The organism is Streptomyces acidicola, assembly GCF_009377235.1.
GTDB lineage: Bacteria > Actinomycetota > Actinomycetes > Streptomycetales > Streptomycetaceae > Streptomyces > Streptomyces acidicola.
Genome location: NZ_VMNX01000037.1, coordinates 1 through 17,403, shown reverse-complemented (window position 1 = coordinate 17,403; position 17,403 = coordinate 1). Strand labels below are relative to the sequence as shown.

Below are 17,403 nucleotides of genomic sequence, written 5' to 3'. Positions count from 1 at the left end.
ACCCTCTTTAACGTTGGGTGTGCCCTGCGCGTTCACCGGTGAAACCGCGCGTTCATGGAGTGAGACCTGGCCGAAAGGTAGAGTCCGGCGGCGTGCACCTCAAGGCCCTGACCCTCCGTGGGTTCAAATCGTTCGCCTCGGCGACCACGCTGCGGTTCGAGCCGGGCATCACGTGTGTCGTGGGTCCGAACGGCTCGGGCAAGTCCAACGTCGTGGACGCGCTGAGCTGGGTCATGGGCGAGCAGGGCGCGAAGTCGCTGCGCGGCGGCAAGATGGAGGACGTCATCTTCGCCGGCACCACCGGGCGCCCCCCGCTGGGCCGCGCTGAGGTGTCCCTGACCATCGACAACACCGACGGGGCCCTGCCCATCGAGTACGCCGAGGTCACGATCACGCGGATCATGTTCCGCAACGGCGGCAGCGAGTACCAGATCAACGGCGACACCTGCCGCCTCCTGGACATCCAGGACCTGCTCTCCGACTCCGGCATCGGCCGCGAGATGCACGTCATCGTCGGCCAGGGCCAGCTCGACTCCGTCCTGCACGCCGACCCCATGGGCCGCCGCGCCTTCATCGAGGAGGCGGCCGGCGTCCTCAAGCACCGCAAGCGCAAGGAGAAGGCGCTGCGGAAACTGGACGCGATGCAGGCCAACCTGGCCCGCGTCCAGGACCTGACGGACGAGCTGCGCCGCCAGCTCAAGCCCCTCGGCCGCCAGGCCGCCGTCGCCCGCCGGGCCGCCGTGATCCAGGCCGACCTCCGCGACGCCCGCCTCCGCCTGCTCGCCGACGATCTCGTACGGCTCCGCAGGGCGCTCCAGGCCGAGGTCGCCGACGAGGCCGCGCTGAAGCAGCGCAAGGAGGCCGCCGAGGCCGAGCTGAAGAAGGCGCTCCAGCGGGAGGGGCTGCTGGAGGACGAGGTGCGACAGCTCGCGCCGCGCCTGACGCGCGCCCAGCAGACCTGGTACGAGCTGTCGCAGCTCGCCGAGCGGGTGCGGGGCACGGTCTCGCTGGCCGACGCCCGAGTCAAGAGCGCCACGTCCACGCCCCCCGAGGAGCGGCGCGGACGCGACCCCGAGGACATGGAGCGTGAGGCCGCCCGGGTCCGTGAGCAGGAGGCCGAGCTCGAAGCGGCCCTGGAGGCCGCCGAGCGCGCCCTGGAGGACACGGTCGCCCACCGGGCCGAACTCGAACGCGAGCTGTCCATCGAGGAGCGCCGGCTGAAGGACGTCGCCCGCGCCATCGCCGACCGCCGCGAGGGCCTGGCTCGCCTGGGAGGTCAGGTCAACGCGGCCCGTTCCCGCGCGGCCTCCGCCCAGGCCGAGATCGACCGCCTCGCCGCCGCCCGCGACGAGGCGCGGGAACGTGCCGGCGCCGCCCAGGAGGAGTACGAGACCCTGAAGGCCGAGGTCGACGGCCTCGACGCCGACGACGCGGATCTCGCCGGGCGGCACGACGCGGCCAAGCAGGCGCTGGCCGAGGCGGAAGCGGCCCTGACGGCGGCCCGTGAGGCGGCCACGGCGGCCGAGCGCAAGCGGGCCGCGACCCAGGCCCGCCACGAGGCCCTGGCCCTCGGCCTGCGCCGCAAGGACGGCACGGGCGCGCTGCTGACCGCGAAGGATCGTATCGGCGGACTTCTGGGACCGGCGGCCGAACTGCTGACGGTGACCCCGGGCTACGAGGTCCCGCTGGCCGCCGCCTTCGGCGCCGCCGCCGACGCCGTCGCGGTCACCACCCCGGCCTCCGCGGCCGACGCCATCCGTCTGCTCCGCAAGCAGGACGCCGGGCGGGCGGCACTGCTCGTGAGCGGCGCCCCCGAGGACGTAGCGGCCGGGGAGCGGACGGACGGCCCGCTGTCCGCCGCCGACCTGGTCCGTGGCCCTGCCGAACTCATGCCCGCGGTAAGGCGGTTGCTGCACGGCATCGTGGTCGTCGGCACCCTTGAGGACGCCGAGGACCTCGTCTACGCACGGCCCGGCCTGACTGCCGTCACCGCCGAGGGCGACCTGCTCGGTGCCCACTTCGCGAGCGGCGGCTCCGCCGGGGCCCCCAGCCTGCTCGAAGTGCAGGCGTCCGTCGACGAGGCGGCGGCCGAGCTCGAAGAACTCGCCGTACGCTGCGAGGAGTTGACCGACGCTCAGCAGCAGGCCACGCAGCAGCGCAGAGAACGGGCAGCGCTCGTCGAGGAGTTGGGGGAGCGGCGGCGGGCGGCCGAGCGGGAGAAGTCGGCCGTGGCGCAGCAGCTCGGACGGCTCGCCGGGCAGGCCCGCGGTGCCGCCGGGGAGGCCGAGCGCAGCACCGCCGCGGCCGCCCGGGCCCAGGAGGCGCTCGACAGGGCCGTACAGGAGGCCGAGGAACTCGCCGAACGGCTCGCCGTCGCCGAGGAGATGCCGGCCGAGGAGGAGCCCGACACCTCGGTACGGGACCGACTCGCCGCAGACGGCGCCAACGCACGGCAGACCGAGATGGAGGCCCGGCTCCAGGTGCGCACCCACGAAGAGCGCGTCAAGGGGCTCGCGGGGCGCGCCGACTCGCTGGACCGGGCCGCGCGCGCCGAGCGTGAGGCGCGGGCGCGCGCCGAACAGCGCAGGGCACGGCTGCGCCACGAGGCGGCCGTGGCCGGGGCCGTCGCCTCCGGTGCGCGGCAGCTGCTCGCCCATGTCGAGGTCTCCCTCGTCCGCGCCGAGGAGGAGCGCACCGCTGCCGAGGCCGCGAAGGCGCGCCGGGAGCAGGAGCTCGCCCGGGCCCGGGGCGAGGGCCGCGACCTCAAGGCCGAACTCGACAAACTGACCGACTCGGTCCACCGCGGCGAGGTGCTCGGCGCGGAGAAGCGGATGCGGATCGAGCAGCTGGAGACCAAGGCGCTGGAGGAGCTGGGCGTGGAGCCGGCGGGTCTCATCGCCGACTACGGCCCCGACCAGCTCGTACCGCCCTCGCCGCCCGCCGAGGGCGAACAGCTTCCCGAGGACCCCGAGCATCCGCGCAACCAGCCCCGGGCCTTCGTCCGCGCCGAGCAGGAGAAGCGGCTCAAGGCGGCCGAGCGGGCGTACCAGCAGCTGGGCAAGGTCAATCCGCTCGCCCTGGAGGAGTTCGCCGCGCTGGAGGAACGTCACAAGTTCCTCAGCGAGCAGCTGGAGGACCTGAAGAAGACCCGCGCCGACCTCCTCCAGGTGGTGAAGGAGGTCGACGAGCGTGTCGAGCAGGTCTTCACCGAGGCGTATCGGGACACGGCCCGGGAGTTCGAGGGTGTGTTCAGCCGGCTGTTCCCCGGTGGCGACGGCCGGCTCGTCCTGACCGACCCCGACAACATGCTCACCACCGGTGTCGATGTCGAGGCACGGCCCCCGGGCAAGAAGGTCAAGCGGCTCAGCCTGCTCTCCGGTGGCGAGCGGTCACTGACCGCCGTCGCCCTGCTCGTGTCGATCTTCAAGGCGCGGCCCAGCCCGTTCTATGTGATGGACGAGGTCGAGGCGGCCCTCGACGACACCAACCTCCAGAGGCTGATCCGCATCATGCAGGAGCTCCAGGAAGCCTCCCAGCTGATCGTGATCACCCACCAGAAGCGGACGATGGAGGTCGCCGACGCGCTGTACGGCGTCTCCATGCAGGGGGACGGGGTGTCGAAGGTGATCAGTCAGCGGCTTCACTGATGCTCCCGACTTTCAAGAGTTGAACACGTCACTCTCGCCCGCGGAACAAAGTCCAGGTTCACCCCGCTTTTGACTTCGAAACATGAAGGCATAGTCTCTGCAGCGTTGTTTTCACCTTCAGATGGCCGGTCGCATGGCCATGCCATTGGTATGACCATCTGAAAAGGGGCTTGTTCCAGGCCGGCAGCGTTGCCGGCGGCATGAGGAGTACATGTGACCAGCACAGCGCAGGCATCCAGATCAGGAGCCCGGGACGCACACCCCGAGCATCTCGCCCACGTCGTCTTCATCGCGGCGGCGGCCGCGATGGGCGGCTTCCTCTTCGGCTACGACAGTGCCGTGATCAACGGCGCCGTCGAGGCCGTCCGGGACCGCTACGACATCGGCTCCGCGGCGCTGGCGCAGGTCATCGCCATCGCGCTGATCGGCTGTGCCGTCGGCGCCGCCACCGCGGGCCGCACCGCCGACCGCATCGGCCGCATCCGGTCCATGCAGATCGCGGCCGTGCTGTTCACCATCAGCGCGGTCGGCTCGGCGCTCCCCTTCGCTCTCTGGGACCTCGCCCTCTGGCGCGTCGTCGGCGGCTTCGCCATCGGCATGGCCTCGGTGATCGGCCCCGCCTACATCGCCGAGGTCGCGCCCGCCGCGTACCGCGGCCGCCTCGGCTCCTTCCAGCAGGCCGCGATCGTCGTCGGCATCGCCGTCTCCCAGCTGGTCAACTGGGGCATCCTCAACGCCGCGGGCGGCGACCAGCGCGGCAAGCTGCTGGGCCTTGAGGCCTGGCAGGTCATGCTCGGCGTGATGGTCGTCCCCGCCGTGCTGTACGGCCTGCTGTCCTTCGCGATCCCCGAGTCCCCGCGGTTCCTGATCTCCGCCGGCAAGGAAGCGCGCGCCCGTGAGGTGCTCGCCGAGATCGAAGACGAGGACGTCGACCTGGACGCCAGGGTCGCCGAGATCGAGCTCGCCATGAAGAGCGAGCACAAGTCGGCGTTCAAGGACCTGCTCGGCGGCGGCTTCCTCTTCAAGCCGATCGTCTGGATCGGCATCGGCCTCTCGGTCTTCCAGCAGTTCGTCGGCATCAACGTCGCGTTCTACTACTCCTCGACGCTGTGGCAGTCCGTCGGCGTCGACCCGACCGAGTCGTTCTTCTACTCCTTCACGACGTCGATCATCAACATCCTCGGCACCGTGATCGCCATGATCTTCGTGGACCGGACAGGCCGCCGCCCGCTCGCCGTCATCGGCTCCGTCGGCATGGTCGTCGGCCTCGCCCTGGAGGCCTGGGCGTTCAGCTACGACCTCGTCGACGGCAGGCTCCCGGCCGCCCAGGGCTGGATCGCCCTGATCGCCGCCCATGTGTTCGTGCTCTTCTTCGCCCTCTCCTGGGGCGTGGTCGTCTGGGTCATGCTCGGCGAGATGTTCCCGAACAAGCTCCGCGCCGCCGCCCTGGGCGTGGCCGCCTCCGCTCAGTGGATCGCCAACTGGGCCATCACCGCGAGCTTCCCGTCGCTGGCCGACTGGAACCTCTCCGTGACGTACGTGATCTACGCGGTCTTCGCCGCGCTCTCCGTCCCCTTCGTGCTGAGATTCGTGAAGGAGACCAAGGGCAAGACGCTGGAGGAGATGGGGTAACCCGTCCCGGTCCAGCCCCTACCACCTCGCTCACCGAAGCCCGAGGAGAAGGGCCAAGTCCCCGCTGCCCCTCTCCTCGAACCCACCGCCGCCCCGCCCCGGACACCGCCCGGGCCGGGGCGGCGGCGTCACTCCGTGAGCCTCGGCAGCACGTCCTCGCAGAACAGATGCAGACTGCGCCAGCCCTCGTCGACCGGCATCCCACCGGACAACGGATGCAGGACGAAGCTGCCGAGCCCCTGCGCCACGCACTCGTCCGGCGTCAGAATCCGGTACACGCCCTCGGCACGCAGCTCCTCCACCGTCGTGGCCGCCGACTTCACCGCCGAGCGGGTCCCCTCCGACTGCCAGGACGCGTACGTCCGCGCCTCGTGCAGGAAGTGCTCGCCGTACACCGCCCACGCCCGGTCCGGGTCCTCGGCGACATGCAGCAGCGGGGTCTCGGCCGCGGGCATCATGGTCCAGCCCTCGGTGCCGTACTCCAGGAGCCGCTCCTTGTAATACGACTCCAGCTCCGGCAGATGCGCGCTCGGGAAGAACGGCAGCCCCAGCCGGGCCGCCCGGCGTGCCGCGGCCTTCGAGGAGCCGCCGACCAGCAGCAGGGGATGCGGCTCGGTGTACGGACGCGGAGTGACGCGGACGGTGCGGCCCCGGTAGGTGAACGGCTCGCCCGTCCACGCCTTCAGGACCGTCTCCAGCACCTCGTCCTGGAGCCGGCCGCGCCGCTTCCACTCCACGTCGAACAGGGCGTACTCCTCCGGCCGGTACCCGATCCCCGCCACCGTCACCAGCCGGCCGCCGCTCAGCAGGTCCAGTACGGCGATGTCCTCGGCCAGCCGCAGCGGGTCGTGCAGCGGTCCGATGACCGCCGACACGGTGACCGCGATCCGCCGGGTGGCCCCGAAGACCGCGCCCGCGAAGGCGAACGGCGACGGCAGCCAGTTGTTGGCGACCCCGTGGTGCTCCTCCGTCTGCACGGTGGTGATCCCACGGTCGTCGGCGTACGCGGCCATCTCGACGGCCGCCTGGTAGCGGGCGCCCAGCGACGCCGGGGTCGCACCGGGCTCGACGAGGTTGAAACGGACGACCGTGACGGGCATGGGTCCCCCTCGTGGCGTAGGTGAAGGGGGACGTTAGCTGACGACCAGTCAGGTTTCCATAGCGGTGGCCGCGTGACTGTGGGGAGGGTGTGTCACGGTCCACCTCATGGGCCGTGACACACCCTGGGGACGCTGCTTCGCGTACCAGACAGCAACCGCATACTGGGGGCGTTGTGACTCCGCCCCTGAGGGGCTTCCCGGCCGACACGAGGTCGGACGGGCGGGCCAGCCCGGCCCGGTGGGGACCGTGGCCCCGTGTGGACAACGAACCGCCGAGCGGGGGGTCACGCCATACTTGACTCGTTATGGAAATCCTCATCCTTGTTGTAGTCATCGCCGTGGTTGTGCTCGCCGCGATTGGCGGGCTCGTCATCGGCAGCCGCAGAAAGAAGCCGCTGCCCCCCGCGCCCCCCACAACGCCCGACATCACCGCCCCTCCGGCCGAGCCGCACGTAGGCGACGAGGCCGAAACACCGCGGGACGAACCGCGCCGGACGATCGAGGAGGTGGATCTCCCCGGCGGCTCGACCGGCGTCGCCGTGGAGGAGCCGCCCGCCGTCCCCGGGCTCGTAGCCCCCGAGATCGAGATCCCGGAGCCGGCCGCCGGCCGTCTGGTACGGCTGCGCGCCCGGCTCTCCCGCTCGCAGAACGCGCTCGGCAAGGGGCTGCTCACGCTCCTCTCGCGCGAGCACCTCGACGAGGACACCTGGGAGGAGGTCGAGGACACGCTCCTCACCGCCGACGTCGGCGTGCAACCCACCCAGGAACTGGTCGAGCGGCTGCGCGAGCGCGTGAAGGTGCTCGGCACCCGTACGCCTCAGGAGCTGCGCGGACTGCTCCGCGAGGAGTTGCTGGCGCTCGTCGGCGCCGATCTGGACCGTACGGTGAAGACCGAGCCCGAGATCAGCAAGCCCGGCATCGTGATGGTCGTCGGCGTGAACGGCACCGGCAAGACGACCACCACCGGCAAGCTCGCCCGTGTCCTCGTGGCCGACGGCCGCAGTGTCGTCCTCGGCGCCGCCGACACCTTCCGCGCCGCCGCCGCCGACCAGCTGCAGACCTGGGGTGAGCGGGTCGGCGCCCACACCGTGCGCGGCCCCGAGGCCGGCGACCCCGCCTCCGTCGCCTTCGACGCGGTCAAGGAGGGCAAGGAGATGGGTGCCGACGTCGTCCTCATCGACACGGCGGGCCGCCTCCACACCAAGACCGGCCTCATGGACGAGCTCGGCAAGGTCAAGCGTGTCGTCGAGAAGCACGCCCCGCTGGACGAGGTGCTGCTCGTGCTCGACGCGACCACCGGTCAGAACGGGCTGGTCCAGGCCCGCGTGTTCGCCGAGGTCGTCGACATCACCGGCATCGTGCTGACCAAGCTCGACGGCACGGCCAAGGGCGGCATCGTGGTCGCCGTCCAGCGTGAGCTCGACGTACCGGTCAAGCTGGTGGGTCTGGGAGAGGGCGCCGACGACCTGGCACCGTTCGAGCCGGAAGCGTTCGTGGATGCGCTTATCGGTGACTGAGCGTCCCTTCTTTGCGCCTGAACCGGCGCCGCTCTCGCGGAGCTGGTTGCTCGCCGTTGTGGTTCCTCAATTGATGGTTGCGGAGCGACGGTGGCGAAAAACAGAAAAGGCCCCGTCACATGTTGCAGATGTGGCGGGGCCTGGTCGTTGAACGGCAGGCTCAGGCGCGCGACCGATGCGCCACGTACGCCAGCGTGCCCAGCAGCAGGCGGGCGGCCGGTGGGTGCGTCGCCGAGTCCAGGGCGGGGGAGCGGAGCCAGCGGGCCGGGCCCAGGCCGCCGCGGTCGGAGGGCGGGGCCGTGACATGGCTGCCGGGGCCGAGGCCGCGCAGGTCGAGGGACGACGGGTCGTCCCAGCCCATGCGGTAGAGCAGCTCGGGGAGCTCGGCGGCCGCGCCCGGGGCGACGAGGAAGTGGGCGCGGCCCTCGGGGGTGGCGATGACAGGGCCGAGCGGGAGACCCATCCGTTCGAGCCGGACCAGGGCCCGGTGTCCGGCGGCCTCGGCGACCTCGATCACGTCGAAGGCGCGGCCCACCGGCAGCATGACCGAGGCACCCGGGAACTCCGCCCAGGCCGTGGTGACCTCGTCGAGTGTCGCCCCGGCGCGGACCGGGGGAGCGAAGTCGAGGGGATGCGCGCCGGGCGCCCCGCAACTCGTCCTGCCGCACGAGCAGGCGCCCGCGGCCGCCCGCGCACCGGGCACGACGTCCCAGCCCCAGAGCCCGGTGAACTCGGCCACGGCGGTGCATTCCGACGAGCGGCCGCCGCGCCGGCGCGCGCTGGATCGCATGTCCCGAATGCCGCCGATCGTGAAGCCCATGCCCCCTCCAACGGGTCCAGCACGCCAGTGGTTACGAGACGGAGGCGGATAGTGACCCTGTGTTTCCGTAAGGCCCGGGTGGTTGCTCGTCCCGGTGGCGCTCAGTGGTGCTCCAGGGGGCGTGCTCGACGATGCGCGCCGCTGAACGCATCGCTCCGCCTGCCCCCGGCCGTCATGTGTCAAGTGAATCGTGTAGAGGCAACCGTGAGTTCATTCGAAGGGGTGGCGAATGGTGGCGTTTCTGGATTCCCGGTGGCTGGACGGGTGATCGTAGGATTACTGTGTGTGCACGAGTCCTGGGGCGCATGCACGCGTGGGTATGCCGGAGGCAAGTCGAGTCTCCGTTCGACGGGTGACGACTGCCGGACGCGCGACCGTCCGTACCGGCATCCTGGTAGGGCTTGGCACACATGGCGCACAGGTGGTTTCAGGAATGGGGGCGTTCCAGTGGGCGACAACGGCGGAGGCGGCACGAACGCTGACAAGCGCCCCAACGAGCTCTTGGGTTCGTGGTTCGTGCGGAGCGGCTGGTCCAAGGGCGAGCTCGCCCGTCAGGTGAACCGCCGGGCCCGCCAGCTGGGTGCCGGCCACATTTCCACGGACACCTCCCGCGTGCGCCGCTGGCTCGACGGTGAGAATCCGCGTGAGCCGATCCCCAGAATCCTGTCCGAGCTGTTCTCCGAGCGGTTCGGCTGTGTCGTCGCCGTCGAGGACCTGGGCCTGCGCGCCGCCCACCAGTCCCCGTCCACCTCCGGCGTCGACCTGCCCTGGACGGGCCCGCAGACCGTGGCGCTGATCAGCGAGTTCTCGCGCAGCGACCTGATGCTGGCGCGGCGCGGCTTCCTCGGGACCTCGCTGGTCCTCTCCGCCGGGCCGTCCCTCATCGAGCCGATGCAGCGCTGGCTCGTGCCCTCGCCGTCCTCCCCCAGGCCCTTGGGTTCGCTCGCGCAGGGGGGAGCCTCATCGCACGGGGCGTCGGAGCCGGCGCCCGCCGCGCGCCGTCCGAGCCGGCTGTCCAAACCCGAGCTGGACCTCCTGGAGTCCACCGCCGTGATGTTCCGGAAGTGGGACGCCCAGTGCGGGGGCGGCCTGCGCCGCAAGGCGGTCGTGGGCCAGCTGCACGAGGTGACGGACCTCCTCCAGGAGTCCCAGCCAGAGGCCACCACCAAGCGCCTGTTCCGGGTGGCCGCGGAGCTTGCCGAGCTGGCGGGCTGGATGAGTTACGACGTCGGGCTCCAGCCGACCGCCCAGAAGTACTTCGTCCTGGCCCTGCACGCCGCCAAGGAAGCGGGCGACAAGCCCCTGGGGTCGTACGTCCTGTCCAGCATGAGCCGCCAGATGATCCACGTCGGCCGCCCCGACGACGCGCTGGAGCTGATCCACCTCGCTCAGTACGGCAGCCGTGACTGCGCGAGCCCGCGCACCCAGTCCATGCTGTATGCGATGGAGGCCCGCGCCTACGCCAACATGGGCCAGCCCAGCAAGTGCAAGCGGGCCGTGCGGATGGCCGAGGACACCTTCGCCGACGCCGAGGAGTGGGACGAGCCGGACCCGGACTGGATCCGCTTCTTCTGCGAGGCCGAGCTGTACGCGGAGAACTCCCACTCGTACCGCGACCTCGCCTACGTCGCCGGCCGCAGTCCCACGTACGCCTCCATGGCAGAGCCCGTGATGCGCAAGGCCGTCGACCTGTTCGCCGAGGACACCGAGCACCAGCGGTCGTACGCACTCAACCTGATCGGCATGGCCACGGTGCACCTGTTGCAGCGCGAGCCGGAGCAGAGCGCGGTGCTCGCCCGGAGGGCCATGGAGGTCGCCGTGAAGGTGCGCTCCGAGCGGGTCAACACTCGTATCCGAAAGACCGTCGACACGGCCGTACGCGATTTCGGGGATCTCGCCGAGGTCGTGGACCTCACCGACCAACTCGCCAAGCACCTGCCCGAGACCGCCGACGCGGTCTGACGCCCCTCCGCTCCAGGACCCCAAGGCTCCGGCCGCGGCCGGCCTCCCCGACTACTCGACTCGGCTCCCCCCGTGCCAGGTCATCGGATGGCCGCCCGCGGCCGGTACACGCGCGCCTTTTTGCGCCTGGTGCTGGGGGAGCTTCCGAAGGTTGCGTCACGATAACGATCGCGCGGCCCGGTATCCAGCAGTTCATCAAGGCGTAACACGCGAGGTGCCTTCGTCACGGTGGCGAAACATCGAGGGGCGTCGACCGAAACCGCGCTGCGCCAATCTCGTGGCGCATAACCGGCCCGCCCCTCAATCCGCTCAGGCTTCGCCCGCACGGGGCCGTACCTATCGACGAGGAGACGCCGATGGCATCATCCGCCATCACGCTAGCCGCAGACGCACCCACACTGTCTGCAGCCAACACAGGCTTCATGCTGATCTGTTCCGCCCTGGTGATGCTCATGACCCCGGGCCTGGCCTTCTTCTACGGAGGCATGGTCCGCGTCAAGAGCACCCTGAACATGCTGATGATGAGCTTCATCAGCCTGGGAATCGTCACCATCCTGTGGGTGCTGTACGGCTTCTCCCTCGCCTTCGGTACGGACTCCGGCAGCCTCATCGGCTGGAACTCGGACTGGGTGGGCCTCAGCAACATCGGACTGACGGAGCTGTGGGACGGATACACCATCCCGGTCTTCGTCTTCCTGGTCTTCCAGCTGATGTTCGCGATCATCACGCCCGCCCTGATCAGCGGTGCCCTGGCCGACCGCGTCAAGTTCAGTGCCTGGGCGCTGTTCGTCGCCCTGTGGGCCACGGTCGTCTACTTCCCGGTCGCCCACTGGGTCTGGGGCGCCGGCGGCTGGGCCTTCGAACTGGGGGTCATCGACTTCGCCGGCGGTACGGCGGTTCACATCAACGCCGGTGCGGCAGCGCTCGGCGTGATCCTGGTCATCGGCAAGCGCGTCGGCTTCAAGAAGGACCCGATGCGTCCGCACAGCCTCCCGCTTGTCATGCTCGGCGCCGGTCTGCTGTGGTTCGGCTGGTTCGGCTTCAACGCCGGTTCGTGGCTCGGCAACGACGACGGCGTCGGCGCGCTGATGTTCGTCAACACCCAGGTCGCCACCGCCGCCGCCATGCTGGCCTGGCTCATCTACGAGAAGATCCGCCACGGCGCGTTCACCACGCTGGGCGCCGCCTCCGGTGCCGTCGCCGGTCTGGTCGCCATCACCCCGGCCGGTGGCTCGGTCTCCCCGCTCGGCGCGATCGCCGTCGGTGCCATCGCCGGTCTGCTGTGCGCCATGGCCGTCGGACTGAAGTACAAGTTCGGCTACGACGACTCGCTCGACGTGGTCGGCGTCCACCTGGTCGGCGGTGTCGTCGGCTCCCTGCTGATCGGCCTCTTCGCCAGCGGTCATGGCCAGTCCGATGTCGCGGGCCTCTTCTACGGCGGCGGCCTGGACCAGTTCTGGAAGCAGTGCGCCGGTGTCTTCGCGGTCCTCGCCTACTCGCTGGTGGCCTCCGCGATCCTCGCCTTCCTCCTCGACAAGACCATCGGCATGCGGGTCTCCGAGGACGACGAGGTGGCGGGCATCGACCAGGTCGAGCACGCCGAGACCGCATATGACTTCAGCGGCGCCGGCGGCGGTGCCGCCCGGACGGTGCCGGCCCCGGTCGCCGCCACTGCGAGCAAGAAGGTGGACGCATGAAGCTCATCACCGCCGTCGTGAAGCCACACCGGCTCGACGAGATCAAGGAGGCCCTGCAGGCCTTCGGAGTGCACGGACTGACGGTCACCGAGGCCAGCGGTTACGGTCGTCAGCGGGGACACACCGAGGTCTACCGCGGTGCCGAGTACACCGTCGACCTGGTCCCCAAGATCCGCATCGAGGTGCTGGTCGAGGACGACGACGCCGAGCAGCTGATCGACGTCATCGTCAAGGCGGCCCGCACCGGCAAGATCGGTGACGGCAAGGTCTGGTCCCTCCCGGTCGACACGGCCGTCCGCGTCAGGACCGGCGAGCGCGGCCCGGACGCGCTCTGACGAGAAGGACAGGAGTCTCTGGGTGACGAGTACGCACGTACGCACGCAAGCAGACGACTCGGGACCCAGCGGCTACGCGGCGGCCCGGCTGCGCCTCCTCCAGGAGGGGGCGCAGTCCGGGCCGCCGCGCCGTACGGCCCTCGCCGAACTCACGGACGACTGGCTGCGCGGTCTCTTCGACGCCGGGACCGGAGAAAAGGGAGCGGAGCGACTTCCGCAGAAGGGTGGTGGTGGGCGACGGGAGGGCGGCCCGCGTGGCGTCTCACTCGTGGCCGTCGGAGGCTACGGGCGCGGTGAACTCTCCCCGCGCAGCGACCTCGACCTGCTCCTCCTGCACGACGGGAGCGACACGGACGCGGTGGCCGCCCTCGCCGACCGCATCTGGTATCCGGTGTGGGACCTGGGCCTCGCCCTCGACCACTCCGTGCGCACGCCCGCCGAGGCGCGCAAGACGGCGGGCGAGGACCTCAAGGTGCAGCTCGGCCTGCTGGACGCCCGCCACATCGCGGGCGACCTCGGCCTGACCGCGGGCCTGCGCACGGCCGTGCTGGCCGACTGGCGCAACCAGGCGCCCAAACGTCTCCCGGAACTCCAGGAGCTGTGCGTCGGACGTGCCGAACGCCAGGGTGAGCTGCAGTACCTGCTGGAGCCCGACCTCAAGGAGGCCCGTGGCGGCCTGAGAGACGCCACAGCCCTGCGCGCGGTCGCCGCCTCCTGGCTCGCGGACGCCCCCCGCGAGGGCCTGGCGGACGCCCGGCGCCGACTGCTGGACGTCCGGGACGCACTGCACCTCACCACCGGCCGCGCCACCGACCGCCTCGCCCTCCAGGAGCAGGACCAGGTCGCCGCCGAACTGGGACTGCTGGACGCGGACACACTGCTGCGCCAGGTCTACGAGGCCGCACGTGTCGTGTCGTACGCCAGTGACGTGACCTGGCGCGAGGTGGGGCGTGTGCTGCGCTCGCGCGCCGTACGGCCGCGGCTGCGCGCCATGCTCGGGGGCGGGAAGCCCACCACCGAGCGCTCCCCGCTGGCGGAGGGCGTGGTCGAGCAGGACGGCGAGGTGGTGCTCGCGCGGGCCGCGCGCCCCGAGCGCGACCCCGTGCTGCCCCTGCGCGCCGCCGCCGCGGCCGCGCAGGCCGGCCTGCCCCTCTCGCTGCACGCGGTACGCCGGATGGCGGCCGGCGCCCGCCCGCTGCCCACGCCCTGGCCCGCCGAGGCGCGCGAACAACTCGTCACGCTGCTCGGCTCGGGCCGTCCGACTGTGGACGTCTGGGAGGCACTGGAGGCAGAGGGCCTGATCACCCGGCTGCTGCCCGACTGGGAGCGGGTCCGCTGCCGTCCGCAGCGTAACGCCGTGCACATCTGGACGGTCGACCGGCACCTGATCGAGACGGCCGTACGGGCCTCCGAGTTCACCCGCCGGGTCCACCGCCCCGACCTCCTCCTGGTCGCCGCGCTCCTGCACGACATCGGCAAGGGCTGGCCCGGCGACCACTCCGTCGCGGGCGAGATCATCGTGAAGGACGTGGCCGCGCGCATAGGGTTCGACCGCGACGACGTGGCCGTGCTCGCCGCCCTCGTACGCCACCACCTGCTGCTCGTGGAAACGGCCACCCGGCGCGACCTGGAGGACCCGGCGACGGTCCGCTCGGTCGCCGAGGCGGTCGGCTCCGAGGGCACCCTGGAGCTGCTGCACGCGCTGACCGAGGCGGACGCGCTGGCCACCGGCCCGGCGGCCTGGTCCTCCTGGCGTGCCTCGCTGGTGGCCGACCTGGTCAAGCGGGTCGCCGCCGTGCTCTCCGGCGACGCCCCCGAGCAGCCCGCGGCCGACGCCGAGGCGCCCACCGCCGAGCAGGAGCGACTCGCCATCGAGGCGTTCCGCACCGGCGGCCCCGTCCTCGCCCTGCGCGCCCAGACCGAGCCGCCCGGCGAGAGCGAGGACAAGCCCTCCGGCGAGCCCGAGCCCCTCGGCGTGGAACTCGTCATCGCGGTACCGGACCAGCCGGGCGTCCTGCCCGCGGTGGCCGGCGTCCTGGCCGTGCACCGCCTGACCGTACGCACGGCGGAACTGCGGGCCCTGGAGCTGCCCGACGCCGACGCCTTCGACGGGCCGGTGCTCCTGCTGAACTGGCGGGTGGCCGCGGAGTACGGCTCCCTGCCCCAGGCCGCCCGGCTGCGCACGGATCTCGTACGGGCGCTGGACGGCTCCCTGGACATCGCCTCCCGTCTGGCCGAGCGGGACGCGGCGTATCCGCGCCGCCGGGGCGTGCTCGCGCCTGCTGCGCGGGTGACGGTCGCCCCGGCCGCCTCCCACCACGCCACGGTGATCGAGGTGCGGGCCCAGGACGCGCCCGGGCTGCTGTTCCGCATCGGCAGGGCGCTGGAGGACGCGGACGTACAGGTGCGCAGCGCCCACGTCAGCACCTTGGGCGCCAATGCCGTGGACGCCTTCTACGTGACCACTGCCAAGGGGGTGCCGCTGCCGGGGGAGGAGGCTGCCGCGGTGGCCCGGGCGCTGGAGGAGACGCTGCGGGGTTAGCCGCGACTGCCGGGGGCGCCTTTGTGACGGGCGCTCCCGGTTCCGTTCCCATGTGGGTCCGTACGGTCCGTACGGTCCGTACGTGTTGGGGATTCGGGTCCGTTCCCGTTCAGGAGGGGCGCCATTGGGTCCGTAAGAGAACGGGTGGAGACCCCACCGCAGCCGGACAGATACCCTGGAGGGCAGCCCACACTGCCCCCGACTCCGAGGACCGAAGCCGCCGTGTTCGATACGCTCTCCGATCGCCTCTCAGCGACTTTCAAGAACCTGCGGGGTAAGGGACGCCTTTCCGAGGCGGACATCGACGCCACGGCACGCGAGATCCGCGTCGCGCTCCTCGAAGCGGACGTGGCGCTTCCTGTCGTCCGGGGGTTCATCAAGAACGTCAAGGAGCGGGCGCTCGGCGCCGAGGTCTCCAAGGCGCTCAACCCGGCCCAGCAGGTCCTCAAGATCGTCAACGAGGAGCTCGTCCAGATCCTCGGCGGCGAGACCCGGCGCCTGCGCTTCGCCAAGCAGCCGCCGACCGTGATCATGCTGGCCGGTCTGCAGGGTGCCGGTAAGACGACGCTCGCGGGCAAGCTCGGCAAGTGGCTCAAGGAGCAGGGACACTCCCCGCTGCTGGTCGCCGCCGACCTCCAGCGTCCGAACGCGGTCAACCAGCTCAGCGTGGTCGCCGAGCGCGCGGGCGTGGCCGTCTTCGCGCCGGAGCCCGGCAACGGCGTGGGCGACCCGGTGAAGGTCGCCAAGGACTCCATCGAGCACGCGAAGTCGAAGGTCCACGACATCGTGGTCGTCGACACCGCGGGCCGTCTGGGCATCGACCAGGACATGATGCAGCAGGCGGCGGACATCCGGGACGCGGTCAGCCCCGACGAGATCCTCTTCGTCGTCGACGCGATGATCGGTCAGGACGCGGTCAACACCGCCGAGGCCTTCCGTGACGGCGTCGGATTCGACGGCGTGGTGCTGTCGAAGCTCGACGGCGACGCCCGCGGTGGTGCGGCGCTGTCGATCCGCCAGATCACCGGCAAGCCGATCATGTTCGCGTCGAACGGTGAGAAGCTCGACGACTTCGACGCTTTCCACCCGGACCGGATGGCCTCCCGCATCCTCGACATGGGTGACCTGCTCACCCTGATCGAGCAGGCGGAGCGGACGTTCAGCCAGGAAGAGGCCGAGAAGATGGCCTCCAAGCTGGCGTCCAAGAAGGGCCAGGACTTCACCCTGGACGACTTCCTGGCCCAGATGGAGCAGGTCCGGAAGATGGGCTCCATCTCGAAGCTGCTCGGCATGCTGCCGGGCATGGGCCAGATCAAGGACCAGATCAACAACCTCGACGAGCGGGACGTCGACCGTACGGCCGCGATCATCAAGTCGATGACCCCGGGTGAGCGGCAGGACCCGACGATCATCAACGGCTCGCGGCGTGCCCGTATCGCCCGGGGTTCGGGTGTCGAGGTCAGCGCCGTGAAGAACCTCGTCGAGCGGTTCTTCGAGGCTCGCAAGATGATGTCCCGCATGGCGCAGGGTGGCGGTATGCCGGGGATGCCTGGAATGCCGGGCATGGGTGGCGGTCCCGGCCGGACGAAGAAGCAGCCGAAGAAGGCCAAGGGCCAGCAGCGTTCCGGAAACCCGATGAAGCGCAAGCAGCAGGAGCAGGAGGCTGCCGCTCGGCGTGCCGCCGCGGCGCAGGGGGGTGCTCCGGGTGGGGCGCTCGGCCTGCCGGGCCAGCAGGGCGGGCAGGACTTCGAACTGCCGGACGAGTTCAAGAAGTTCATGGGCTGATCGGCGGGGGTGCGGGCCTTTGGCTCGCAGGGGTCCGTGGGCGTTTTCGCTGGGCGCGCGTTGGCCGATGGCCGTTGCCGCCGTTCGCTCTTCGCCGATAGCCGATAGCCGATAGCCGATAGCCGATAGCCGATCGGTTCGCCGGTTCGCCTACGGCGCGTCTCGTGCGGGACGCGCATGACGCCGGGGCGCTCTCGCTGTGAGGGCGCCCAGGTTTCGCGCCCCCCGCCGCCCCTACCCGTCCCATCCACAGGGGCGCCGCCCCTTCGCCCCTGCCAAGGGGGCTCCGCCCCCTGGACCCCTGATTCCGGGTCTGCGACCCGTACCTGCCCTTCGAGACCGCGCTCTCCGGGAGCGCCCCTGCCC

At 71.0% G+C, this 17,403-nt stretch carries 10 protein-coding genes; 8 read left to right on the top strand and 2 right to left on the bottom strand.

Annotated features, from left to right (window positions below; genetic code table 11):
- Positions 1-92: 92 nt before the first annotated feature.
- Entirely contained in the window at positions 93-3,647 is a 3,555-nt protein-coding gene (gene smc, locus FPZ41_RS13050) for a chromosome segregation protein SMC (protein ID WP_322620171.1), read from the top strand.
- 213 nt (positions 3,648-3,860) lie between these two features.
- The gene (locus FPZ41_RS13045) at positions 3,861-5,279 is read left to right on the top strand and encodes a sugar porter family MFS transporter (protein ID WP_322620170.1); all 1,419 of its coding nucleotides are present in this window, start codon (positions 3,861-3,863) and stop codon (positions 5,277-5,279) included.
- A 128-nt stretch (positions 5,280-5,407) separates the two neighbouring features.
- Here FPZ41_RS13045 and FPZ41_RS13040 read toward each other — a convergent pair whose 3' ends face one another.
- Positions 5,408-6,379: an LLM class flavin-dependent oxidoreductase gene (locus FPZ41_RS13040; RefSeq protein WP_152862222.1), complete on the bottom strand. Its 972-nt coding sequence runs from the start codon at positions 6,377-6,379 to the stop codon at positions 5,408-5,410.
- Positions 6,380-6,684: 305 nt separating this feature from the next.
- Here FPZ41_RS13040 and ftsY point away from each other — a divergent pair, with 305 nt between their 5' ends.
- On the top strand, positions 6,685-7,896 hold the full coding sequence (gene ftsY, locus FPZ41_RS13035) for a signal recognition particle-docking protein FtsY (protein ID WP_152862220.1): 1,212 nt from the start codon (positions 6,685-6,687) through the stop codon (positions 7,894-7,896).
- Positions 7,897-8,056: 160 nt separating this feature from the next.
- Here the strand turns inward: ftsY and FPZ41_RS13030 are convergent, their stop codons facing one another.
- Positions 8,057-8,716 (bottom strand): bifunctional DNA primase/polymerase, encoded by a 660-nt coding sequence (locus tag FPZ41_RS13030; RefSeq protein WP_152862218.1) that lies wholly within the window; start codon positions 8,714-8,716, stop codon positions 8,057-8,059.
- A gap of 447 nt (positions 8,717-9,163) precedes the next feature.
- Between FPZ41_RS13030 and nsdA the strand changes: the two genes are divergently transcribed.
- The 5 genes from nsdA to ffh all read left to right on the top strand — a co-directional run bounded on the left by nsdA (position 9,164) and on the right by ffh (position 17,037).
- The gene (nsdA, locus tag FPZ41_RS13025) at positions 9,164-10,678 is read left to right on the top strand and encodes a transcriptional repressor NsdA (protein WP_322620169.1); all 1,515 of its coding nucleotides are present in this window, start codon (positions 9,164-9,166) and stop codon (positions 10,676-10,678) included.
- A 356-nt stretch (positions 10,679-11,034) separates the two neighbouring features.
- Positions 11,035-12,375, top strand: coding sequence for an ammonium transporter (locus FPZ41_RS13020; protein WP_152862216.1), 1,341 nt, complete (start codon positions 11,035-11,037; stop codon positions 12,373-12,375).
- Positions 12,372-12,710, top strand: coding sequence for a P-II family nitrogen regulator (locus FPZ41_RS13015; RefSeq protein ID WP_131558414.1), 339 nt, complete (start codon positions 12,372-12,374; stop codon positions 12,708-12,710). The genes FPZ41_RS13020 and FPZ41_RS13015 overlap by 4 nt, the downstream gene beginning before the upstream one ends.
- Positions 12,711-12,732: 22 nt before the next feature.
- Positions 12,733-15,252: a [protein-PII] uridylyltransferase gene (locus tag FPZ41_RS13010; protein ID WP_322620168.1), complete on the top strand. Its 2,520-nt coding sequence runs from the start codon at positions 12,733-12,735 to the stop codon at positions 15,250-15,252.
- A 222-nt stretch (positions 15,253-15,474) separates the two neighbouring features.
- The gene (gene ffh / locus FPZ41_RS13005; protein WP_322620167.1) at positions 15,475-17,037 is read left to right on the top strand and encodes a signal recognition particle protein; all 1,563 of its coding nucleotides are present in this window, start codon (positions 15,475-15,477) and stop codon (positions 17,035-17,037) included.
- Positions 17,038-17,403: the final 366 nt, after the last annotated feature.

Excerpts from the sequence above, each read along its gene's own strand:
- FPZ41_RS13040 (WP_152862222.1), bottom strand. The coding sequence starts at position 6,379 with ATGCCCGTCACGGTCGTCCGTTTCAACCTCGTCGAGCCCGGTGCGACC.
- ftsY (WP_152862220.1), top strand. The coding sequence starts at position 6,685 with ATGGAAATCCTCATCCTTGTTGTAGTCATCGCCGTGGTTGTGCTCGCC.
- FPZ41_RS13030 (WP_152862218.1), bottom strand. The coding sequence starts at position 8,716 with ATGGGCTTCACGATCGGCGGCATTCGGGACATGCGATCCAGCGCGCGC.
- FPZ41_RS13020 (WP_152862216.1), top strand. The coding sequence starts at position 11,035 with ATGGCATCATCCGCCATCACGCTAGCCGCAGACGCACCCACACTGTCT.
- FPZ41_RS13015 (WP_131558414.1), top strand. The coding sequence starts at position 12,372 with ATGAAGCTCATCACCGCCGTCGTGAAGCCACACCGGCTCGACGAGATC.